This window comes from Corynebacterium pygosceleis, from assembly GCF_016595275.2.
GTDB lineage: Bacteria > Actinomycetota > Actinomycetes > Mycobacteriales > Mycobacteriaceae > Corynebacterium > Corynebacterium pygosceleis.
Map to the genome: position 1 here is coordinate 135454 of NZ_JAENIQ020000003.1, position 19525 is coordinate 154978.

Consider the following 19525-nt stretch of genomic DNA (forward strand, 5'->3'; position numbering starts at 1 on the left):
GGGAGTCCCCGGTCGGGAACTCCCGGACAGGGACGTTACTCGCTGTCGCTGTCGTTGGTCGGGCCCTCCTCGGTGGCCTCGACGGACTCGCCCTCGGCGTCGCCTTCGCCCTCTTCACCGGGCTCGGGCAGTTCCTCTTCCTCGGGCTCGAGGATGTTGATGATCAGCATCTCGGGATCGGAGACCAGGGTGATGTCCTCGTCCAGCTTGACGTCGGCGGCGGAGATCTGGGTGCCGATCTCCAGGCCCTCGATGTTGATCTCGAACTCTTCCGGAATGGAGAGGACGGGAGCCTCGACGGCGAGGACGTCGGCGTCCTGGATGACCATGGCACCCGGTGCGGGCTCACCGGTGTAGACGACCGGGACCTCGACCTCGACCTTCTCGCCACGGGAGATGGCGAGGAGATCGACGTGATCGATGTTGAAGGTCAGGACGTTCTGGTCGAGGTGCTTGACCATGGCGAGCTGCTTCTCGCCCTCGATGTCGACGTCGACGACGGCGTTGACGCCGTTGTTGCGGATGATCGCGGTGAAGTCGAGGCGGTCGACGGTGACGTGCAGCGGCGCGTCGATCGTCTTGCTGTAGATCACGACGGGGATCAGACCGTCACGGCGGGCACGGCGGGCGGCGCCCTTGCCGAACTCGGTACGGGGGGTCGCCTCGAGCGGGATAGCCTTGTTGATGGCCATGGTGTTTCTCCTGATGCGTTGGTTGGACAGTTATGTGTGGTCCCGGGCCGCAGACACAACAAAAGCCCGCGAAACCCGGCTTCTCGTCGAGTCATCGCAGGCTGTCCGTCCTTCCGCGTACGGAGGGAGGGGGCGCTTCATGCGTCACATCGCGTCGATAACGGCTGATCCGGTGGATCGGCCCTCGCCGAGACTCCGCTGACAGTACCACGCCCCCGGAACCGGGCACAATGCGCGGCGGTTCCGGGGGCGTGGGAGATGGATCAGGCCTGGCCCTCGAAGAGGGTCGTCACCGAGCCGTTCTCGAAGATCTCGTGGATCGTCTTGGCCAGCAGCGGGGCGATGGACAGAACCGTGAGGTTGTCCCACCCGTCGGTGTTCTGTGGCAGGGTGTCGGTGGCGATGACCTCACGGGCGCCGCAGCGGGACAGCCGCTCGCGGGCGGGACCGGAGAACACACCGTGCGTGGTGGCGATGATGACGTCACCGGCACCGGCCTCACGCAGCACCCCGACGGCACCGGAGATCGTTCCACCGGTGTCGATCATGTCATCGAGGAGCACGCAGGTGCGGCCCGCGACGTCACCGACGACACGGTTCGCGGTGACCTGGTTGGCGACGTCGACGCTGCGGGTCTTGTGGACGAAGGCCATCGGTGCGCCACCGAGGGTGTTGGCCCACTTCTCGGCGACCTTCACGCGCCCCGCGTCCGGGGAGACGACACAGATGTTCTCCAGGCTGTAGTTCTTCTTGATGTGCTCGGTCAGGATCGGCATGGCGTGCATGTGGTCGACCGGGCCGTCGAAGAACCCCTGGATCTGGTCGGTGTGCAGATCCACGGACACGATGCGGTCGGCGCCGGCGGTTTTGAGCATGTCCGCGACGAGACGCGCGGAGATCGGCTCACGGCCACGGTGCTTCTTGTCCTGGCGGGCGTAGGGGTAGAACGGCAGGATCGCGGTGATCCGCTTCGCGGAACCACGCTTGAGCGCGTCGATCATGATGAGCTGCTCCATCAGCCACTTGTTGAGCGGCTGGGTGTGGGACTGAAGCACGAAGGCGTCACATCCGCGGACGGACTCCTCGAAGCGGACGAAAATCTCGCCGTTGGCGAAGTCACGCGCCGTCGTCGGGGTCAGCTTGACCCCGAGCTCCCGGGCCACCGCCTCACCGAGCGCCGGGTTTCCCCGCCCGCTGAACAGCATGAGGTTCTTCTGGTTGTCGATCCACTGGGCAGACATGTCTATTCTGCTTCGCCTTCCTGATTGTTGACGCTGAGCTGCGCTGCTGCGCGTTCGGCGGCGTCGGCCGCCGGAGTACCGGGCCTGCGGCGCTGCACCCAACCTTCGATGTTGCGCTGACGGCCGCCGGAGACGGCCAGTGCCCCGGGCGGGACGTCATCCTTGATCACTGTACCCGCCCCGGAATAGGCCCCGTCACCCACGGTCACCGGTGCGATGAACATCGTGTCACTGCCGGTGCGGACATGGTCGCCGATCGTGGTGTGGTGTTTGTTGACCCCGTCATAGTTGACGAAGACACTCGACGCGCCGATGTTCGACTCCTCGCCGATGGTCGCGTCCCCCACATAGGTGAGGTGCGGGATCTTGGAACCGCGGCCGATCGTCGCCTTCTTCGTCTCCACGAAACCACCGAGCTTGCCCTCCTCACCGAGGGAGGTTCCCGGCCGGATGAACGTGAACGGGCCGACGGTGGCGCGCGGTCCGATCGTGGACTCCGATCCGTGGGTGCGGATGACGGAGGCACCGTCGCCGACGACCATGTCGGTCAACGTCGTGTCGGGGCCGATGGTGCAGTCGTCGCCGATGACGGTGTGTCCACGGAGCTGGGTACCCGGTTCGATGACGACGTCACGGCCGATACGCACGTCCACGTCGATGAACGTGGATGCGGGATCGACGATGGTCGCCCCGCCGCGCATCGCCGCCTCGCACAGGCGGCGGTTGAACTCGGCGCCGATGGTGGCGAGCTGCACCCGGTCGTTGACGCCTGCGATGATGGCGGCGTCGTCCAGGCGGTGTCCCCGCACGGACCGGTCGTTGTCCCGGGCGATGCCGATGACGTCGGTGAGGTAGAACTCGCCCTGTGCGTTGTCGGTGTCGAGCTGCGTGACGGCGGTACGGAGAAGTTCCGCGTCGAAGGCGTAGACACCCGAATTGATCTCGGTGATCTCGAGCTCGTCCTCGGTGGCGTCCTTCTGCTCGACGATCCGGGTGACCTCCCCGTCCGGGGTGCGCACGATTCTGCCGTACCCCGTCGGATCGTCGAGGGTCGCGGTGAGGACGGTGACCGCGGCCCGCGGCTTGGTGTTGTGCTCCTCGACGAGGGCGCGCAGGGTTTCCGAGTTGATCATCGGGACATCGGAGGTGGTGACCACGACGGTGCCCGCGAAGTCGGGGAAGAGCTCCTCCAGGCCGCAGGCGACGGCGTGCCCGGTGCCGTTCTGCTCCTCCTGGTGGGCGATCCCGACGGATGTGGTGCCGTAGGCCGCCTCGAGGACGGGAACCTCCTCCGACACCGCCGGAATCACCTTGTCGCGCTGGTGTCCGACCACCGTGATGACGTTGGCCGGTTTCAACCCGGCAGCCGCGTGCAGGGCGTGGGCGAGCATCGTGCGTCCGGCGACGCGGTGCAGCATCTTCGGGGTGGCGGACTTCATCCTGGTGCCGGCTCCGGCGGCGAGAATGATGACGGCCACATTGTCAGAGGAGGTCTCTGTCATGGGTCTCCGATCATGGGGAAGCGGGTGGAAGCTACAGTTCTCCGCTCCACGCTACCGGACCCTCCCGCAGTGTTCCGGTGTCCGGGTGGCGGGTGCCCCGTCACACCTGCGGTTCCACCCGTCGCGGGTGGGCCCCGGCCCCTGGTGCCGCCCCGACACCCCCGGAAAAAAAAGAAGAGCTTCCCCGCCAGGACTCGAACCTGGAAAGCTGGTACCAAAAACCAGAGTGTTGCCAATTACACCACGGGGAAACGCCGTCGAAACGTTCACGGCGCTTGAGACTCTACCGCATGGGACGGCGGGTTTTCGATTCGGGTCAGGCGGTAGGATCGTCGGCATGGTGAGACAGCGGATGACCGGTAAGCAACGTCGTGAGCAGTTGATCAACGTCGGCCGGGAAGTGTTCGCTGAACGCGGATTCGAGGCAACCAGCGTCGAGGAGATCGCCGCCAGGGCGGGGGTGTCCAAACCGGTCGTCTACGAGCATTTCGGGGGAAAGGAAGGGCTGTACGCCGTGGTCGTGGACCGGGAGATGCTGCGCCTCGAGGCACTGATCACCGGATCGCTGTCCACGGGTAGATCCCGGGAACGCATCGAGCGGGTGGTGCTCGCGCTCTTCAGTTACGTGGAGGAACACACCGACGGCTTCCAGATCCTCGTCCGGGACCTGACCCCCGGCGCGGAGCGCAGTTACTCCACGATGCTCAATGACGCGGTGGGGCAGGTCGCGCACATTCTCGCCCACGCGTTCACCAGGTCGGGGCTCAATCCCGACTACGCGGTGCTGTACGGTCAGGCGCTGGTGGGTATGGTGTCGACGACCGCCCAGTGGTGGCTGGACGTCCGCGAGCCCCCGAAGGAGGAGGTCGCGGCGCACATCGTCAATCTCTGCTGGAACGGACTGGCGGGAATGGAGGCGGCGCCCACGCTACGGGCGGCGGGTGTCCCGGAGAATCCGACGGCCCCGGGAGACACCGTGGTCGGTTGATCCGAGACGCCCATCACCACAATCATCATCACCGGGGTCCGACGGCCCCCGGAAACGTCAGATCAGGAGCCACCTTGCCCGAGAAACCCTCCGCGTCGACCCCCGTGCTCGCAGGCCTGCTGAAGGTCGCGGCCACCGATCCGAAGCTCAAGGGACTGATCGGGCAGGTCGGTGCCCCGCGACTCCACGTGACGGGAATCGACCAGGTCCGCCCCTGGATGATCGGCGCTCTCGCGCACCATGCACCGCTGCTGGTCGTCACCGCCACCGGACGGGAGGCGGAGGATCTCTCCGCCGAACTCGGTGCGATGCTGGGGGAGAAGGTCGCGTGGTTCCCTTCCTGGGAGACCCTGCCCCACGAGCGTCTGAGTCCCGGGGTGGACACCGTCGGGCGTCGGGCGAAGGTCCTGCACGATCTGGCCGCTGGACGCCTCCGGGTCATCGTGACCGCCGCGCGTGGATTCTGCCAACCGGTGCTCGAGACCGCTCCCGGCCGTGATCCGGTGATCCTCGCCGAGGAACGCGAGTACGACTTCGACTCCCTGGTGCGGGAACTGGTCGGTCGGGCGTACCGGCACGTGGACATGGTCGCGCGGCGGGGTGAGTTCGCCACCCGTGGCGGCATCATCGACATCTTCCCCACCACCCTGAACTACCCGGTGCGCGTGGAGTTCTGGGGCGACGAGATCACCGACGTCCGCCAGTTCTCCGTCGCCGACCAGCGCACCATCTCCGAACTCGAGGTCGGGGAGGTGGAGATCTACCCCTGCCGCGAGCTGCTCGTCGACGACGCGGTGTCCGACCGGGCCCGGAAACTCGCGGTCAGCCACCCCGGCAACGCCACCCTGGTCGAACTGCTCACCGCACTGGGGGAGGGGCAGCCCGCCGACGGCATGGAGGCCCTGATCCCGGTGCTCACCGACACCCCCCTGGTCAGCCTCCCGGAACTGATGCCCGAGGGCACCCACGTCCTCGCCTGTGCACCGGAGAAGATCCGCACCCGCATCGATGACCTGATCACCACCGACGACGAGTTCCTCGCCGCTGGTTGGGAAGCCGCCGCCATGGGGGCGACCGGGCCGGTCGCGGCGGAGGGCATCGACCTGTCCGCCGGGTCCTACCGTTCCTGGGAATCACTCGAGGTCTCGGCCCGCACCGTCGGCTCACCGTGGTGGACCTTCGGACCCGACGGGATGCTCGGGGACGCCACCGAATCCGAGACACTCCCGCTCGGTTTCGATCCCGGCCCGACCCCGCGCGGGGATCTGGGGGAGATCGACGCCATGATGGCGCTGCTCCTGGAGCACACCCGGGCGGGTGGCCGTGCCGCGTTCATCGCCCCGGGCGCCGGGCCGGTCAAACGGATGACCGAGAGGTTCCGGGAGAAGGGAATCCCCGTCCACGTGGCGACACCGGGGTGGGAACCGTCCCCCGGTGAGATCACGCTCTACCGGGCACTGAGCCACGCCGGGCTCGTGTTCCCCAGGGTCCGTAAACTGAAGGACGCCGCGGCCCTGCCGCTGGTCGTCATCACCGAGACCGATCTGACCGGCAACCGCGTCGGCGACATCGCGGGTGCCAAACGCCGGCCCGCGAAACGCCGCCACAAGGTCGACCCGCTGGCCCTGAAACCCGGTGATCTCGTCGTCCACGAATCCCACGGCATCGGCCGTTTCGTCGAGATGACCGAACGGACCATCACCACGGGCGACGGGACGTCGCGCCGGGAGTATCTCGTCATCGAGTACGCGCCGTCACGGCGGGGTGGACCCGGTGACCAGCTCTATGTCCCGATGGACGCCCTCGACCTGCTGTCCCGCTACGTCGGCGGGGAGAAACCGGCCCTGTCGAAGATGGGCGGTTCGGACTGGAAGAACACGAAGAAGAAGGCCCGGTCCGCCGTCCGGGAGATCGCCGGCGAACTCATCGAGCTGTACGCGAAGCGGCAGGGGTCCCCGGGGCACCCGTTCGCGCCGGACAGTCCCTGGCAGCGGGAGATGGAGGACAACTTCCCCTACGTCGAGACCGAGGACCAGATGCTCGCCATCGACGCGGTCAAGGAGGACATGGAGAAGCCCGTGCCCATGGACCGTGTCGTCGTCGGTGACGTCGGCTACGGCAAGACGGAGGTCGCGGTGAGGGCGGCGTTCAAGGCGGTGCAGGATGGCCGGCAGGTCGCGGTCCTCGTCCCCACGACACTGCTCGCCCAGCAGCACCTGGCGACCTTCGCCGAACGGATGGACGGTTTCCCGGTCACCATCGAGGGACTGTCCCGGTTCACCTCCGGGGCCGACTCGAAGCGGGTCCTCCGGGGGCTGAAGGACGGGACGATCGACATCGTCATCGGTACCCACCGGCTGCTCCAGACCGGGGTGCACTGGAAGAACCTCGGCCTCGTCATCGTGGACGAGGAACAGCGTTTCGGCGTGGAGCACAAGGAGCACATCAAGGCCCTGCGCACCCACGTCGACGTCCTGACGATGTCGGCGACCCCGATCCCGCGCACCCTGGAGATGTCGATGGCCGGCATCCGGGAGATGTCGACGATCCTCACCCCTCCCGAGGACCGGCATCCGGTGCTCACCTACGTCGGCGCGCAGGAGGACAAGCAGATCGGCGCGGCGATCCGCCGGGAGCTGCTGCGCGACGGCCAGGTCTTCTACGTGCACAACAAGGTCAAGACCATCGACAAGCGGGCCGCCCAGCTCCGTGAACTCATCCCCGAGGCCAGGGTCGTCGTCGCCCACGGACAGATGGGCGAGGAACAGCTCGAACAGACGGTCCAGGGGTTCTGGAACCGTGAGTACGACGTACTGGTGTGCACCACCATCGTCGAAACCGGCCTCGACATCGCCAACGCCAACACCCTCATCGTCGAGAACGCCCACCACATGGGTCTGAGTCAGCTGCACCAGCTGCGCGGCCGGGTGGGACGCTCCCGGGAACGGGGTTACGCCTACTTCCTGTACCCGAAGGGCCAGATGCTCACGGAGACCTCCTACGACCGGCTGGCGACGATCGCGCAGAACAACGACCTCGGTGCAGGTATGGCCGTCGCCATGAAGGACCTGGAGATGCGCGGCGCGGGCAACGTGCTGGGGGCGGAACAGTCCGGGCACATCGCGGGCGTCGGGTTCGACCTGTACGTCCGGCTGGTCGGTGAGGCCGTCGAGATGTACCGCGCCATCGCCGACGGGAAACCGTTGGACGCGACGGACAAGACCCCGAAGGAGATCCGGGTCGACCTCCCCGTCGACGCACACATCCCGGAGAGCTACATCAACTCCGAGCGGCTGCGCCTCGAGGTCTACCGGAAGCTCGCCCAGTCCCAGTCAGAGACGGACCTGCGGCTCGCGGTGGAGGAGATGGAGGACCGCTACGGGCCCGTTCCCGTCGAGGTCGAGCGGCTGCTGTCCGTCGCGCGGCTGAGGCACCGGTGCCGCGCCGCGGGAATCACCGACATCGGGGTGCAGGGCACCAGGATCAAGGTGCACCCGGTTGACCTGCCGGACTCCAAGCAGGTCCGGCTGAAACGTCTCTACGCGGGGTCGAACTACCGGGCGGCGGCGAAGGCCATCCAGCTGAGTTTCCCGAAGGCGGGCAGGAAGGTCACCGATCCGCAGTTGCGCGACGTCGCCCTCATCCAGTGGTGCGCGGACTTCCTCACCGCGATGTTCGACGTCCCCGCCCTGGACGTCACCGGTGGGAAGGCGGAAAAAGGCGGACGGAAGCCCGGGGTCATCTCGATCGGGGGATGACCCGCGTCGCTAGGATGACCGCATGACGGTTCTGCTGCTCGACCCCGCATCACCCACGCTGATCCCGGCGGAGGTCATCACCACCGCCGCGGCGGCGGGGCACACGGTTGCCTTCAGCGGGTCCGTTCCCGAAGCGGTGCGGAAACTCGTGCTGGGGTGCGGACTCCGGGAGTCGACCACGGGGTCGGCGACGGTCTGGGTGGACACCGAGCCCGGTTCTCCGGAGGTCCTGCGGCGATCGGACGCGGGCGAGGAGTTCCGGGGGCCCGGTGCGTCCGGTGTCGCCGCGGCCCGGGCGGTGATGACCCGGGCTCTCGACGTCGGCGAGTGGGAGCGGAACCAGGACCATGTCAGTCTGCTTCCGTATCTGCTGGAGGAGACCGAGGAGCTCGCCGACGCCGTGCGGGCCCACGCCGGAGGCACGGGCACCGCGATCGAGCTCCGGGGGGAGCTGGCGGACGTCCTGCTCCAGGTGCTCTTCCACGCGGAGATCGCCGCGCGGCGGGGAGATTTCGATCTCGACGACGTCGCCGACTCCTTCACCTCGAAGCTGCGCCGCCGGGCGCCCTACCTGTTCGACGGAACGGACGTCACGGTCCCCGTCGAAGAGCAGGAGAAGCTGTGGCAGGCGGCGAAAAGCCGGGGCGGGTGAACGTTTGTCACCGCCCCGGCTTCTGAGGTGCGCGCGGTCAGCGCGGCAGGCCGGAACTCAGCGCGGGGGCGTTGCCGGCGGGGGCCGTGAGCTCGAGGATCTTGTCCAGGCGGAAGTTGGTCGGGTTCAGTGCATTGAGCAGTTTCACCAGGGACTGGATGATCCTGGTGATCTCGGAGCTGCCGAAACCGGCGCCACCGATGACGGTGTCCGTGTCCTCCTTCTTCACCAGGTCGCACTTCTTGGCGCGCTTGGCCAGCTCCCTGGCCTGGGCCTCGGAGACCGGTGCGGTCGCGTCCGGGGAACCGTAGAGCTGCTGGACGATCGCGGTGTTTTTGTCGTTGATCGCCTTCCGCAGGCCGGCCTCGGTCATGTTCTTCTTCAGGATGCCCGCGTCGGTGAGTACGCTCTCGACATCGTCGCAGGGTATGGCCGACGCCAGGAGATCCCCGAAGAGGAAACCCCGGAACTCGGTTTCATCGGCGGATGCGGGTGCCGCCAGCCCGGCGGTCGCGATGGCGACCGTGGCGGCTGCCGTGACAAGACGTTTGCTGAACATGGTGCTCCTCATGAGGGCTATTCGGTGACTTGCTGCCACCCTATCCCAAAAACCCGTCCCGTCTCGTGCCATCCGGGTAACGGATCACGGACAGTCAGTCGGCCAGTTTGACGGCGGAACTCAGTACCGGTAGCTGACGGGAGAGCTCCGAGCTGCCGATCGCGGCGAGCGCGTCATCGATCGGGTCGGTCCTGACGAGTCCGCATTCCCGTGCCCGGTCCGTGATGTCGCCGGCGGTCTTGGCGGTGATGAGGTTCGCGGTCCCCCGGAGCCCCAGGGATTCGGCGAGTCGGTCGCCGGCGGCGGTCAGGCTTCCGGTGAGTTCACGTGCGGTGGTCGTGTCGTTGATCATGTTCGTGTTGCGGAGCAGGACCCCGAGATCGGTGCACGGGACCTCGGCGGCGGTGTTCGTGCCGAGGAGCAGGCCGATGGCGCCGAGCGGGGCTGCGGTGGCGGGGGCCGCGAATCCGGTGGCGATGGCGGCGGTGGTGACGGCTGCGGTGAGGGTGCGTTTGAGGGACATGGTTCTCCTGGATCCTCTTCGGTGGGGTCCGTGCGGCGGACGGGGTCTCGTTGGAACTGTAGTCCCACCTGTTTCTGAAGTGAAGGGAAATAATCGGAGGGGTTATTGGGGCGGGTGGTGTGAATGGTCCGGATGGCTGGCGTTCCGGGGGAATGGCACGGGTAGACTTCGCCGCTATGAGTTCCGCAGTCCGCCGTACCTTTGTCGCAGGCGTCACCTCGGTGCTGGCCGTGGTGATGGTCGTCGCGTTCGTCGGCTGGGTCCTGTCCTTCCTCGACGGCCCGGCACCGATCCGGCAACTGCAGCCCGTCCCGGACAACGTCCCGCCCGCCGTGGGGGAGCAGGTTCCGCAGATCGACGTGAACGCCCCGGGCAGAACCTCACTCAAGCTCGGATTCTGGGCGCAGCCGCTCGCCGCCGACACCGGCATCCCGGTCGCCGCCGTGCAGGCGTACGGAAACGCCGCGCTCATCGCCCGGCAGAGCTGGCCCGACTGCCACCTCTCCTGGAACACCCTCGCCGGAATCGGCTACGTCGAGACCCGGCACGGGACCTATTCGGGAAAGCTCTTCGGCGGATCCAGGATCGGGGACGACGGCGTCGTCGATCCACCCATCATCGGTGTCCCCCTCGACGGCGGCCCGGGCCTCGCGCGGGTGCCGGACACCGACGGTGGCGCACTGGACGGCGACACCGAGTTCGATCGCGCGGTCGGCCCCATGCAGTTCATCCCCTCGTCCTGGCGGATCTACGGACGGGACGCCGACGGCGACGGGAACCCGGACCCGCAGCAGATCGACGACGCCGCGCTCGCCTCCGCGCGGCTGCTCTGCGCGCACGACCGCGATCTCGCCACCCCGGAAGGGTGGACGCAGGCCATCCGGTCCTACAACAACTCCACCGACTACCTGATGAAGGTGCGGGACGCCGCAGCCGCCTACGCCCTCAGGCAGCCACCGGTGTGACATCGGTGTGGCAGGGTGCCCGGATGTGTGGTCCGGCGGCGCGCCCGGACATTTCATGGAACAATTGATGTCGAGCGTTCCGCATGGTCGCCGACCATCAGATCCCTCCGGGGTGCATCTCCCTAAAATGCCCGGTTATTTCCGGTTGTGTGAGGTACTGCCCGGGTGGTGTGTTCCGGTTGAGGGCCTGCGCGGCGCCACGTAGAACGACAATCGAAGCAGCACCCTAATAAGGCATAGGAGGCCATTGTGGCTGAGATCATGCACGTATTCGCCCGCGAGATCCTGGATTCCCGCGGCAACCCGACCGTCGAGTGTGAGGTCGTCCTCTCCGACGGCTCCGCAGGCAAGGCGGCCGTCCCGTCCGGCGCGTCCACCGGCGTCCACGAGGCACATGAGCTGCGCGACGGCGGTGACCGCTACCTCGGCAAGGGCGTGCTCAAGGCCGTCGAGGCCGTCAACGAGACCATCGTCGACGAACTGGCGGGCATGGAGGCCGACGACCAGCGCGAGATCGATCAGGTCATGATCGACGCCGACGGCACCCCCAACAAGTCCAAGCTCGGCGCGAACGCGATCCTCGGTGTCTCCATGGCCGTGGCCCACGCCGCCGCCGACGCCGCCGCACTCCCGCTCTTCCGTTACATCGGCGGCCCCAACGCCCACCTCCTGCCCGTCCCGATGATGAACATCGTCAACGGTGGCGCGCACGCCGACTCCGGCGTCGACTGCCAGGAGTTCATGATCGCCCCCGTCGGTGCAGCCAGCTTCAGCGAGGCCCTGCGCATGGGCGCGCAGGTCTACCACACGCTCAAGGGCGTCATCAAGGAGAAGGGCCTGTCCACCGGCCTGGGTGACGAGGGCGGTTTCGCCCCCTCCGTCGGTTCCACCGCCGAGGCCATCGACCTCATCATCGAGGCCATCGAGAAGGCCGGCTTCACCCCGGGCGAGGACGTCGCCCTGGCCCTCGACGTCGCAGCCTCCGAGTTCCACAAGGACGGCAAGTACCACTTCGAGGGCGGCGAGCGCACCGCCGAGGAGATGTGCAAGGTCTACGCCGAGCTCGTCGCCAAGTACCCGATCGTCTCCATCGAGGACCCGCTGAACGAGGATGACTGGGAGGGCTGGAAGACCCTCACCGCCGAAATCGGCGACAAGGTCCAGATCGTCGGCGACGACCTCTTCGTCACCAACCCGGAGCGCCTCCAGCAGGGCATCGACAACGACGTCGCCAACGCACTGCTGGTCAAGGTCAACCAGATCGGTACCCTCACCGAGACCTTCGACGCCGTCGAGCTGGCCCACCGCAACGGCTACCGCTGCATGATGAGCCACCGCTCCGGTGAGACCGAGGACACCACCATCGCCGATCTCGCCGTCGCCCTCTCCTGCGGCCAGATCAAGACCGGTGCCCCGGCCCGCTCCGAGCGCGTCGCCAAGTACAACCAGCTCCTCCGCATCGAGGAACTGCTCGGCCCGGCCGCACGCTACGCCGGCCGTTCCGCGTTCCCGCGTTTCGCCGCCAAGTAACATCCGGCAGGAATCACGGGCACGGGCCCGGACCTCCCCACGACGGGGAGGTCCGGGCCCGTTCGTGTGTCGGAGCTCGCCCGCCCGTACGCCGGCGCGGTAGGATCGACGGACAATGATGAATCAAGGGCACATGCGGCGGAAACGGGTTCCCGTGACCAACCGCGGAACATCAGGGAAACGCCCCGGCAAAAGGCCCGGGGGGTCGGCGGCGTCGGAGGCGCGCGCACGCACCGGACGGGGGCGGTTCAGCGCGTTCCAGGTCGGCATCCTGATCGTCGTTCTCATTCTCGTGCTCGTCATGATCGCGGTCCCCGTGCGCAACTACTTCCAGCAGCGGGCGGAGATAGCGCGGCTCAGCGCCTCCATCGACGAACGCACCGAACGCCGAGACACCCTCCTCGGGGAGATCGAGAAGTACCGTTCCGAGGCGTACATCAGGGAACAGGCCCGGCAACGGCTCGGGGTGATCGAACCGGGGGAGACCCCCTTCCGTATCATCGACCCGGAGATCACCACCTCCACGGCGACCACCGGTGGCGGGGACGACACCACCCCGGGGGTGAGCGCCCCCTGGTGGGACATCCTGTGGAGCTCGGTCGCGTCCCCGGACACCGGAGTCAGTCTGCCCGGCACGGACCCGGAGCCGGACCCCGCCGACGAGGTGGGGAAAGGTCACCTGCCGACGGCGGTACCACCACCAGCGGAAGAACAACCCGCACCCGCACCCGCGGAATGACCAGAAGATGACCACCCCGCAGCCCGGGGCGACAAGGAGGACACACCCATGACAGTCGACGACGCCGACATCGCCCGGGTCACCGAACAACTCGGCCGCGAACCCCGCGGAGTCATCGAGATCGCCTACCGCTGCCCGGACGGCGCGCCCGGCGTGGTCCTGACCGCCCCCCGTCTGCCCGACGGAACCCCGTTCCCGACGCTGTACTACCTCACCGACCCCCGGCTCACGGCCGAGGCGTCACGCCTCGAGGTCGCCCACGTCATGAAGTGGATGAGCGAGCGACTGAGGGACGACCTGGAGCTCGCCGCCGACTACGACGCCGCACACCGCCACTACCTCGACCGCCGCAACGCACTCGAGGACCTCGGCACCGACTTCTCCGGCGGCGGCATGCCCGAACGGGTCAAATGCCTCCACGTCCTCATCGCCTACGCCCTCGCCGAGGGCGCCGGACACTTCCGGCTCGGCGACGAGGCCGTGGCGCTGGCCGCCGAACACGCCGGGCTACGCGGCACCGCCATCCCCGCCGACTGGCCCACCTGCGCAGACCTCGGCATCGACATCGACCAGTTCGACTTCACCCACGCTGAGGTCCGGAAATGACCCGGCTCGCGGCGGTCGACTGCGGCACCAACTCCATCCGGCTGCTGATCTGCGAGGTCGGCGGGGGACAGACCCGGGAGATCCACCGCGCGATGGAACTCGTCAGGCTCGGCGAAGGCGTCGACGCCAACGGTGAACTCGCCCCGGCCGCCCTCGAACGCACCCGGGCCGCCCTCGAACGCTACGTCGAGATCATGGAGATCGAACGCGTCGCCGACGTCCGCATGGTGGCCACCTCCGCCACCCGCGACGCCCACAACCGCGAGGACTTCTTCCGGATGACCCGCCAACTCCTCGGCCGGATCAAACCCGGCGCCGTCGCGGAGGTCATCACCGGCGAGGAGGAGGCCGCCCTCAGTTTCCGGGGGGCCGTCGCCGACCTCCCCCCGGAGACCGGCCCGTTCTGCGTCATCGACCTCGGCGGAGGATCCACGGAATTCGTCGTCGGCACCGTCGACGACGGAATCCTCGGCAGCCACTCCGCACAGATGGGCTGCGTTCGCGTGACCGAACGCATCATGCGCTCCAACCCCGCCACCGACACCGAGATCGAGATCGCCCGCGAATACGTCGCGGAACGGCTCGAACAGGTCCGCGCCATCGTCCCCGTCGACCGCACGAAAACCTTCGTCGGCTGCGCCGGAACATTCACCACCCTCTCCGCACTCGCCCTCGGGCTCGAACACTACGACGCCAGCGCCATCCACGGCTCCGTCCTCCGCTTCGAGGCACTCAGGGTCCTCACCGACCACCTCATCGCGGAAACCTCCGAACAACGCGCCACCAACCCCGTCATCCACCCCGGCCGCGCGGACGTCCTCGGCGGCGGATCCGTCGTCGTCCAGGGGATCATCGACCTCGCCCGCGAGGCCACCGGTGCCGACTCCATGGTCATCTCCGAGAAGGACATCCTCGACGGCATCATCGCCGGCCTCGCCGACGAACTGGACCGGTGACGGAACGGGTGTGAGGAACGCCCCACCGGTGCGTTAAACTGTGCCGGTACGCCCCTATAGCCCAATTGGCAGAGGCAGCGGACTTAAAATCCGCGCAGTGTGGGTTCGAGTCCCACTGGGGGCACCGTGGGCGGGTGTGTCGGAAGTGCGCTGTTTCATCCGGACCTGTCGGTGTTTTCCGTGCTCCGCACCGTGCCCGTCATCGGCGGTGCGGTGGTTCGCGGGGACGGGGGTCGGGTGCTGTGATTTTTCGCACGACACCCCGTGATGGGGGTGGATGGCCGACTGGGGGTGGCCGAAAGAAGGATAGGTTGACCTCACTGAATGGTTGCGCTAGCGACAATCGGCAATGATTGCCGGCTGGGTGAAAGGTGCCGGGGCGTTGCCGTACCGTTACTATCGTTTAGGTTAGCGTCGCCTAAAGATGATTGAGGTACGACATGGTTGTCTCCTACCCCCACCCGGCTCTCCTGTGGTGCCACTCGGGTTCCGCGACGATCAGTGTCGGCACCTGGGAGTGTGATCTTCCCGCCGGTGAACTCTGCTTCGCCGCGGGCCCGTCCACGGTGTCCGGCACTGGTCTGGTCATCCCGATCGTCTTCCCGAACCTCGGAATCTCGGGCCCGTCACGCCGTGTGCATCTCGGTGTCGAGTGGGGCGATTTCATGGTCTACGAATTCTCCCGCTCCCTGGGTTACCTGCGTGGCGCACGGACACTGTCCCCGGAGATCTCCAGGCTCTTCGACGATCCCGCCGCGCCGCCGCCGGCCCCGGAGGCCGAGGAGGCGAACGCCGTCGCGCAGAGGCTGCGTGTCAATCCGGGGGATCAGACGTCGCTCGAGGACTTCGCCGAACAGTACCGGGTGTCGGCGCGGACGCTGCAGCGCCAGTTCCTCGCCTCAACGGGCCTGACGTTCTCCGAGTGGCGCACCGCCTACCGTGTGTCTTCCGCAGCGGAACTCCTCGCTCGGGACTTCTCCGTCGCCGTCGTCGCGAATCTCGTGGGTTTCGCCGCCACCTCGTCGCTCACCCGGGCCTTCCGCCGTCACACGGGATGCACGCCGTCCGCGTACACGCCGGGTTCGGTCGGGATGGCCCCCGCCGGGACGCCACCGGAGATCCCCTCGTCGAGCACCTGGCACCGTTCGACCGGTTCGGACGTGGTCCTGTGGGTCTACCGCGGTACCGCCACCCTCACCACGCCCGGGTACTGCCGCTTCCTCGGCAACGGTGACAGTGCGACGATCCCCGCCGGCACCAACACCCGTCTCGACATCGCGGCCGGATCCATCGCGCTGCCGCTGAACGCCGCCGGTGATCTCGACTCCACCCCGGACCTCGCCGGGGTCGTGGACTGTTACCGCAGTGCCCTCGGGGTGGTCACCCGGCGTGACACCGCCTCCGCACCGTCCGTGTTCACGTTCACGCAGAAGATGGAGGAGGCGCGGCAGCTGCTCCGCGCCGGACTGCGCCCCAAGGACGTGTCCCGCACGGTCGGCTACCGTTCGACCGCCGCCTTCTCCCGGGCGTTCAAGGGCATGCACGGCATGTCGCCGAGGGATTTCCAGAACGAACAGTTCGCGGAACTCACCGCACGCTCCACCACCGGATAGCCGGTACCGTCCCTGTCGGGGCCCCGGATCGCACGCCGGGTCCCCGACTTCATCTTTGTGTCGCGGGGAACCGGGAACTTTTCCGCGGGGGGACGCGTTGTAGGGGATGTAGACGTCTTCATGACTGAACCAGAACGCAACCAGAACACAAAAGAAAGGACCAGGGACGACGTGCGTAGTAGCAACCCTGTTCTCAGTTCACTGACGGGCAATCGGAACCAGCCCCAGCAGAACCCCTACCAGACGGGCTACCCGCAGGCCGGCTACCAGGACCCGTACCTCGCCCAGCAGGGCGACCCCTCCGGTGCCCAGCGACCGATCACCGTCGATGACATCGTCACCAAGACGGGCATCATGTTGGGGATCATCGTCGCGCTCGCGGTGGTCAACTTCTTCATCGGAGTGATGGTCAACCCCGGCCTGTCGATGCTGCTGACCATCGTCGGTGCGATCGGTGGGCTCATCACCGTCCTGATCTTCACCTTCGGCAGGAAGTTCGGTTCCGCGCCGATCGCCCTGACCTACGCCGCCTTCGAGGGGCTGTTCGTCGGAGGCATCTCCCTGACGTTCTCCGGAGCCCTCGTCGGTGGCGCCAACGCGGGTGCCCTCATCGGCCAGGCCGTGCTCGGTACCGTGGGTGTGTTCCTCGGAATGCTGTACGTCTACAAGTCAGGTGCGGTGAAGGTCACCCCGAAGTTCACCCGGATCCTCGTCGGCTGCATATTCGGTGTGCTCGTCCTCGCCATCGGCAACATGGTGATGTCCATGTTCTCGGACTTCAACGTCCTGCGTGACGGTGGCCCGATCGCCATCATCTTCTCGCTCGTCTGCATCGTCCTCGCAGCCATGAGCTTCCTCGTCGACTTCGACTCCGCCGACAAGCTCGTCCGCGCCGGTGCACCCGCCAACATGGCCTGGGGTGTCGCCCTCGGCCTCGCGGTCACCCTGGTCTGGCTCTACACCGAGATCCTCCGACTGCTCAGCTACTTCAACAACCGCTGACCCGGAAAACCGGGAGCACGACCACGAACCCCCGCCTCCCCTCCGTCACGAACCGGCGGAAAAGGGGAGCGGGGGTTCCGTCATGTCCGCACCGCCCCCGACCCACGGATCCGGGACACCCGGGCGCGCGGTGCACGGAGGCGCGGTCAGATGACCGACAGAGGAAAACCGGCGACCACATGCTCAGTGGCCGCCGGTTCTCTGCGGGAAAGGGGAAAGAGACCCTACAGGGCGACGGTCTCCCCGTCGACGGTGATCTGGGTGAACGCCGGGCCCTGCGGTGTGTTGCGCGGCAGGCTCAGAACCACATCGACGTCGAGGACGGTCTTCTCCTCACCCTCGGCACAGTTCGGCTCGCAGGTGTTGGTCACACGGCTGGCGGTACCGACGGCCTGCTCCTCATCCCACCTGGTCCAGACGATGTCCACGAGACGGTCATCATTGCCGGAGCACGCGAGGTTCAGCGTCGACGGACGCTGGGTCGGTGCACTGACGCAGTTGATGACCCCGGGAAGGGTCTCGGGCTCCGCCGTGCCGCTCGTCGTGGTGGTCGATGACGTCTCCGACGTCGAGTCGTGCGCCGACCCGCTGTGTGCGGGGGAGGTCGTCATCGCGGTGGTCTCGTCCATCTCGATGCTCGCCGGAGAGGACAGCTCCCCGGCGGTGACGACACGCTCATCGGTCGGAACCTCGTGGGGAGGGGAACAGGCCGCGAGTGCCAGGGCAGCCGCGGCGAGCGCGGCGAGGGAACGGGTACGGGTGGTCATGATCGTGTCCGGGCCTTTCGTGTAGGGGCTGGTCTACTGGTTCTGGGCGCGCAACGTCGCGTACTTCTCGGAGTTGTACGGCTCCGCGGAGACGACCGTGACGGTGATGACCCGACCGTTCGGTGCGGTGTACTCGCGGGTCTCACCTTCGCGGGCGCCCAGTACGGCGGCACCCAGCGGAGCCTGCTCCGAGTAGGTCTCCAGGTCCTTGTTGTCACTCGCCGCAGCACGGGTACCGATCAGGAAGGTCTCCTTCTGGGACTCGTCACCGTCGTAGTAGACGTGAACGACGGAACCGACGTGCGCCACACCCTCCTCGACGGCGGCGCGCTCCGTGGTGGAGTTCGCCAGGATCTGGGAGATCTGCTGGATGCGGGCCTCCTCCTCGACCTGCATCTCGCGGGCCGCGTCGTAACCGGCGTTCTCCTTGAGGTCACCCTCTTCACGACGCTCGTTGATCTCCGCAGCGACCACCGGCCGGTGGGCGATGAGCTCATTGAGCTCCGCCTCGAGCTTCTTCTTGGTTTCCGGGGTGATGTACTGCTTCTGAATGTCAGCCATGGTGTCGGTGCCTTCCCAGTTTTCGTCGTCGTGGCCGAACGGCGGCGGGTGCACACCGTCCGACCTGCCCTGCGCCGATGAGGTACCGGAACACACGCACGTCGCCGACGGCGACTGTTCCCCGACAGCTGACAGTGCCCCGGGTGCCCGCACGCGAAAGACACCGAGGTGTCCGGGTGCGGCCCACGGGGCGTGACTGTGGTGCCTTCTGCGTGGACGCCGGTGAACGGCACCCACGGATCGGGGAACAACGCCACCGGACACACGAGTGTCGTCAGGGCTGTTTCGCGATGGATTCTAACACACGGGACGTCGGGACGGACCCGTTCAGCGGGGCTCCGACTCCGTCAGATAGGCCGGAACCTTCTCGTGGCAGCCGTAAACCTTTCCGGCGACGGGCAACCCGCGCGTCGGGATCTCCACGGTGTACCGCTCAGTGGACTCCCCGCCCGGCGGAATGAGGAACTCCCGGCGCCCGACCTCGATCTTGTCGTAGTCCAGGGCCTGGATGACGCAGTAACTGTCGGTGTCCGTGTTCTTCCTGGTGACGTCGACGAACATCCGCAGGGTCGACTCATCCTCAGTGCGTTCGAAACCGGAGGTGGTCGCGCTCACCGTCGCGGCGGCCGTCTTCTGGAAATACTGGACGGTGACCACCACCGCCGCGACGAGGAACAGGACCGACCCGATCGCGATGATCCGGCCCGAGAGGTTTCCCCGGCTACCGTCGGCGGTGACGGCGTAGCGGTCCGACGGGAGGGATGGGCGGTGGGGCCGGTTCTCCACGGTGGCGGTTTCCTGTCTGTCCGAACGTCCGACCCCGGGCGTGACCGGTGCCGGCGCACCTCATCGGGGTGCACGGCACCATGAT

18 protein-coding genes and 2 tRNA genes are annotated in these 19525 nt (G+C 67.2%); 11 read left to right on the forward strand and 9 right to left on the reverse strand.

The genetic code is table 11. The annotated features are described in order from the left end of the window. Nucleotides 1-35: 35 nt before the first annotated feature. The 4 genes from JIM94_RS07130 to JIM94_RS07145 form a co-directional block, all read right to left on the reverse strand. Nucleotides 36-686, reverse strand: a complete 651-nt coding sequence (locus tag JIM94_RS07130) for a 50S ribosomal protein L25/general stress protein Ctc (protein WP_418904446.1) — start codon at nucleotides 684-686, stop codon at nucleotides 36-38. A gap of 269 nt (nucleotides 687-955) precedes the next feature. Continuing rightward, nucleotides 956-1933 carry a ribose-phosphate diphosphokinase gene (locus JIM94_RS07135; protein ID WP_200251108.1) on the reverse strand — a complete coding sequence of 326 codons (978 nt, stop codon included), beginning with the start codon at nucleotides 1931-1933 and terminating at the stop codon, nucleotides 956-958. Nucleotides 1934-1935: 2 nt separating this feature from the next. Then, nucleotides 1936-3435, reverse strand: a complete 1500-nt coding sequence (glmU, locus tag JIM94_RS07140; protein ID WP_200251110.1) for a bifunctional UDP-N-acetylglucosamine diphosphorylase/glucosamine-1-phosphate N-acetyltransferase GlmU — start codon at nucleotides 3433-3435, stop codon at nucleotides 1936-1938. Nucleotides 3436-3614: 179 nt separating this feature from the next. Then, a tRNA-Gln gene (locus JIM94_RS07145) sits at nucleotides 3615-3686 on the reverse strand. 86 nt (nucleotides 3687-3772) lie between these two features. Here JIM94_RS07145 and JIM94_RS07150 point away from each other — a divergent pair. The 3 genes from JIM94_RS07150 to JIM94_RS07160 all read left to right on the forward strand — a co-directional run bounded on the left by JIM94_RS07150 (nucleotide 3773) and on the right by JIM94_RS07160 (nucleotide 8833). After that, nucleotides 3773-4423: a TetR/AcrR family transcriptional regulator gene (locus JIM94_RS07150; RefSeq protein WP_200251112.1), complete on the forward strand. Its 651-nt coding sequence runs from the start codon at nucleotides 3773-3775 to the stop codon at nucleotides 4421-4423. Nucleotides 4424-4527: 104 nt separating this feature from the next. Further along, nucleotides 4528-8181: a transcription-repair coupling factor gene (gene mfd / locus JIM94_RS07155; RefSeq protein ID WP_200252127.1), complete on the forward strand. Its 3654-nt coding sequence runs from the start codon at nucleotides 4528-4530 to the stop codon at nucleotides 8179-8181. A gap of 22 nt (nucleotides 8182-8203) precedes the next feature. Beyond that, nucleotides 8204-8833, forward strand: coding sequence for a MazG nucleotide pyrophosphohydrolase domain-containing protein (locus tag JIM94_RS07160; protein ID WP_200251115.1), 630 nt, complete (start codon nucleotides 8204-8206; stop codon nucleotides 8831-8833). Between the two features lie 37 nt (nucleotides 8834-8870). On the opposite strand, the gene JIM94_RS07165 is transcribed toward JIM94_RS07160, so the two are convergent. Then, nucleotides 8871-9392: a hypothetical protein gene (locus JIM94_RS07165; protein WP_200251118.1), complete on the reverse strand. Its 522-nt coding sequence runs from the start codon at nucleotides 9390-9392 to the stop codon at nucleotides 8871-8873. A 94-nt stretch (nucleotides 9393-9486) separates the two neighbouring features. Next, the gene (locus JIM94_RS07170; protein WP_200251121.1) at nucleotides 9487-9915 is read right to left on the reverse strand and encodes a hypothetical protein; all 429 of its coding nucleotides are present in this window, start codon (nucleotides 9913-9915) and stop codon (nucleotides 9487-9489) included. Nucleotides 9916-10091: 176 nt separating this feature from the next. On the opposite strand from JIM94_RS07170, the gene JIM94_RS07175 reads away from it, so the two are divergent. From JIM94_RS07175 to JIM94_RS07210, 8 genes are all read left to right on the forward strand, one after another. Next, a complete protein-coding gene (locus tag JIM94_RS07175) occupies nucleotides 10092-10880 on the forward strand; it encodes a lytic transglycosylase domain-containing protein (protein ID WP_200251124.1) in 789 nt (262 codons plus the stop codon). A 249-nt stretch (nucleotides 10881-11129) separates the two neighbouring features. Beyond that, a complete protein-coding gene (gene eno / locus JIM94_RS07180; RefSeq protein WP_200251126.1) occupies nucleotides 11130-12410 on the forward strand; it encodes a phosphopyruvate hydratase in 1281 nt (426 codons plus the stop codon). Between the two features lie 154 nt (nucleotides 12411-12564). Then, nucleotides 12565-13149, forward strand: coding sequence for a septum formation initiator family protein (locus tag JIM94_RS07185; protein ID WP_248702997.1), 585 nt, complete (start codon nucleotides 12565-12567; stop codon nucleotides 13147-13149). 48 nt (nucleotides 13150-13197) lie between these two features. Then, nucleotides 13198-13755, forward strand: a complete 558-nt coding sequence (locus tag JIM94_RS07190; protein WP_200251128.1) for a DUF501 domain-containing protein — start codon at nucleotides 13198-13200, stop codon at nucleotides 13753-13755. After that, complete coding sequence (locus JIM94_RS07195; protein ID WP_200251130.1) at nucleotides 13752-14711, forward strand: Ppx/GppA phosphatase family protein; 960 nt, start codon at nucleotides 13752-13754, stop codon at nucleotides 14709-14711. The genes JIM94_RS07190 and JIM94_RS07195 overlap by 4 nt, the downstream gene beginning before the upstream one ends. 50 nt (nucleotides 14712-14761) lie before the next feature. Next, nucleotides 14762-14835: transfer RNA gene (locus tag JIM94_RS07200), tRNA-Leu, on the forward strand. Between the two features lie 316 nt (nucleotides 14836-15151). Then, complete coding sequence (locus JIM94_RS07205) at nucleotides 15152-16324, forward strand: helix-turn-helix domain-containing protein (RefSeq protein WP_200251132.1); 1173 nt, start codon at nucleotides 15152-15154, stop codon at nucleotides 16322-16324. A gap of 171 nt (nucleotides 16325-16495) precedes the next feature. Further along, complete coding sequence (locus JIM94_RS07210; RefSeq protein WP_200251140.1) at nucleotides 16496-17326, forward strand: Bax inhibitor-1/YccA family protein; 831 nt, start codon at nucleotides 16496-16498, stop codon at nucleotides 17324-17326. 224 nt (nucleotides 17327-17550) lie between these two features. Here JIM94_RS07210 and JIM94_RS07215 read toward each other — a convergent pair whose 3' ends face one another. The 3 genes from JIM94_RS07215 to JIM94_RS07225 form a co-directional block, all read right to left on the reverse strand. Continuing rightward, entirely contained in the window at nucleotides 17551-18093 is a 543-nt protein-coding gene (locus JIM94_RS07215) for a hypothetical protein (RefSeq protein WP_200251142.1), read from the reverse strand. A gap of 33 nt (nucleotides 18094-18126) precedes the next feature. Continuing rightward, complete coding sequence (greA, locus tag JIM94_RS07220; protein ID WP_200251144.1) at nucleotides 18127-18654, reverse strand: transcription elongation factor GreA; 528 nt, start codon at nucleotides 18652-18654, stop codon at nucleotides 18127-18129. 327 nt (nucleotides 18655-18981) lie between these two features. Further along, nucleotides 18982-19440, reverse strand: coding sequence for a DUF4307 domain-containing protein (locus JIM94_RS07225; protein WP_200251146.1), 459 nt, complete (start codon nucleotides 19438-19440; stop codon nucleotides 18982-18984). Nucleotides 19441-19525: the final 85 nt, after the last annotated feature.